The sequence below is a fragment of the Candidatus Margulisiibacteriota bacterium genome (assembly GCA_041658645.1).
Classification (GTDB): domain Bacteria; phylum Margulisbacteria; class WOR-1; order O2-12-FULL-45-9; family XYB2-FULL-48-7; genus JBAZZV01.
This window is the reverse complement of the sequence record JBAZZV010000033.1, coordinates 1-2,530: the sequence shown is the minus strand read 5'-3', so window position 1 is coordinate 2,530 and position 2,530 is coordinate 1. Positions and strand designations below refer to the sequence as shown.

The following is a 2,530-nucleotide window of genomic DNA, read 5'->3' as shown; positions in this document are numbered from 1 at the left end:
ACCGGTTCGCGCGCCAGGTCGGTCAAGTTTTTCCCGCTGGTGTTTTCTTTTTTTATTTTTATTTTGCTGTCCAATTGGATGGGCTTGTTGCCGGGGGTCGGCTCCATCGGCCAGGTAGTAACCGAGGGGCACGAAAAGATTTTTGTTCCATTCTTGCGCGGGGGTACCGCCGATCTGAATACTACCTTGGCGCTTGCCATTATCGGCGTAGTAGCCAGCCACGCTTTCGGAGTAGCGGCGCTCGGCGCCTGGAACTATTTGAATAAGTTCATTAATATAAAAGCCTTTCTGGAAATTCCGAAAAAAATCAGGAAAGATCCGGCAGTTTTGCTGGTTAACCCGATTAAGGCCTTTGTCGGCTTGATTGAGATAGTGGGGGAGCTGGCTAAGGTCGCGAGTCTGTCATTCCGTTTGTTCGGAAATATTTTCGCGGGCGAGGTGCTGCTTGCTTCAATGTCGGCGATACTTGCATTCGGCTTGCCGATTCCTTTCATGTTTCTGGAAGTGATTGTGGGGATGATTCAGGCGTTGATTTTTTCCATGCTGATTCTGGCCTACCTGACGATGAGCACTTCCGAAGAGGCACATTAGCTCCTACGAATTACTAATAGGAACGAATATACGAATAAAATATTAAATAATTAAGAGAATTACTTGATTGATACAAATTTACGAGCCAAATTCGTATATTCGTATTAAATTCGTAATTCGTAGTAATTTTATGGACACAGTAATGCTTGCCAAGGCTTTGGCTATCGGCATCGGTTCAATTGGCCCGGCGTTTGCCATCGGCATGATCGGTTCCAAAGCGATGGAATCAATCGGCCGCAATCCGGAAGCTGCCGGTAAGATCCTGGTGCCGATGTTGCTCGCCGCCGCTTTCGCGGAAGCGATCGCGATCTACGCGCTGGTGATTGCTTTTGGAATCAAGTAAAATTTTAACGATTTTACGAATTGCCTCGGATGCAAAGTTCGGGGCAGTGGTAAGATTATTAACATGAAAATATTGTTAAATTGATAAATTGTTAAATTGCCAGAAGGTGATTTTTAACAATGTAGCAATTTAACAATGTAACAATGTAACAATTTTTATGGATAGCCTAATCTCCACCTTTCATTTAGATATCAAATTACTGATCGCTCAAGTCATCAACTTCGCCATCGTTTTCGCGGTGCTGTATTTTTTTGCTTTGAAGCCGCTCTTGAAAGTGATGGCCGAACGGACGGGAAAAATTGAACAGAGCCTGGCGGACGCAAAAAAAATAGAGGAAAACTTGAGTCGGGCAGCAAATGAAAGGCAGGAAATTGTCAGCGCGGCAAAGAAAGAAGCGGGTGCGATTCTAGAACGCGTCAGTGTTGAGGCTGAGGAAAAACGAGAGGAGATGGCCGCTAAGACTAAAGAAGAGATCGGCCAGATTATCAATAAAGAAAAAGAGAGGATGCGGCTGGAAAAGGCCGAGACCCTGAAAGAAATCAAGGCAGAAGTTGCCGATCTGGTGGTGGCCTCGGTGGAAAAATTGCTGGATAAGAAAATGAATAGTAAGGATGATGCGGAGATGATTAGAAAGGCATTAAAAAATACAAAATAATATTTTCTGTCATTCCGGGCTTGACCCGGAATCTAGGGGTTCAAGCAAACAACCCTGGATTCCGCATCAAGTGCGGGATGACAATAAAAATATGAGAATCACAGTTAAACAATACGCTAGAAGTTTATATGAATCGGTTGTGGATAAAAAAGCGGGCGAAGCGGTTGCTAATTTCCTGAAGCTGTTGATCAAAAATAATGATTTGAAGCTGGCCGATAAGATTATTGCTGAATTTGTCAGAATTTGGAACGAGCATGAGGGGCTGATTACGGCAGAAGTCGTGAGCGCGCGGAAGCTGGATAAGGAAAGCGATTTGGCAATCAAGAATTATTTGAAGGAACAGCAGTCCGCCAAATCGGTGGAGTTGAAAAAAAGCGTGGACGGAAAACTTTTGGCCGGTTTTATCTTGAAATTCGGCGATCAGGTGATTGATGGAAGTCTGAAGAAAAAAATCGCACAATTGAAAGAAGAAATGATTAAATAAATATTATTAATTATTGAATTGATATGGCGAACACCACCAAAGATTTCATTGTTGAACAATTAAAGAAACAGATCAGCGACTTCAAGGCGGAAATCAGCCGCGAAACCGTCGGTACGGTGATTGAGGTCGGCGATGGCATCGCCCGCGTCGCCGGACTTTCCGAGGCGATGAGCGCGGAAATGTTGGAATTTGAAAGCACGAATGAATCGCGAACGGGCTCGAATGAACGCGAATCTAATGAAAAGGTTTACGGCGTTGCCTTGAATCTGGAAGAAGATACGGTCGGTGTAATCATTCTTGGCGACTGCACCGGCGTTAAAGAAGGCGCGGAGGTGAAATGCACCAAGCGCATTCTGGAGGTGCCGGTGGGCGAGGCGTTGGTCGGCCGGGTAGTCAGTCCTTTAGGCGAGCCGCTTGATGGCAAAGGCAAAATCGCGAGTGATAAAACATATCCGGT

Annotated in this window: 5 protein-coding genes; all 5 read left to right on the top strand. The window is 45.1% G+C overall.

Features of this window, described 5'->3' with window-relative positions; all coding sequences use genetic code 11:
• Nucleotides 1–591: FoF1 ATP synthase subunit a (locus tag WC903_09300; GenBank protein MFA5894141.1), on the top strand; the 591-nt coding region annotated here is incomplete at its 5' end.
• 130 nt (nucleotides 592–721) lie between these two features.
• On the top strand, nucleotides 722–934 hold the full coding sequence (gene atpE, locus WC903_09295) for an ATP synthase F0 subunit C (GenBank protein MFA5894140.1): 213 nt from the start codon (nucleotides 722–724) through the stop codon (nucleotides 932–934).
• A gap of 157 nt (nucleotides 935–1,091) precedes the next feature.
• The gene (gene atpF, locus WC903_09290; GenBank protein ID MFA5894139.1) at nucleotides 1,092–1,589 is read left to right on the top strand and encodes a F0F1 ATP synthase subunit B; all 498 of its coding nucleotides are present in this window, start codon (nucleotides 1,092–1,094) and stop codon (nucleotides 1,587–1,589) included.
• Between the two features lie 91 nt (nucleotides 1,590–1,680).
• Nucleotides 1,681–2,073 (top strand): ATP synthase F1 subunit delta, encoded by a 393-nt coding sequence (gene atpH / locus WC903_09285; protein ID MFA5894138.1) that lies wholly within the window; start codon nucleotides 1,681–1,683, stop codon nucleotides 2,071–2,073.
• Nucleotides 2,074–2,096: 23 nt separating this feature from the next.
• A partial coding sequence (locus tag WC903_09280; GenBank protein MFA5894137.1) for a F0F1 ATP synthase subunit alpha occupies nucleotides 2,097–2,530 on the top strand: 434 nt, incomplete at its 3' end.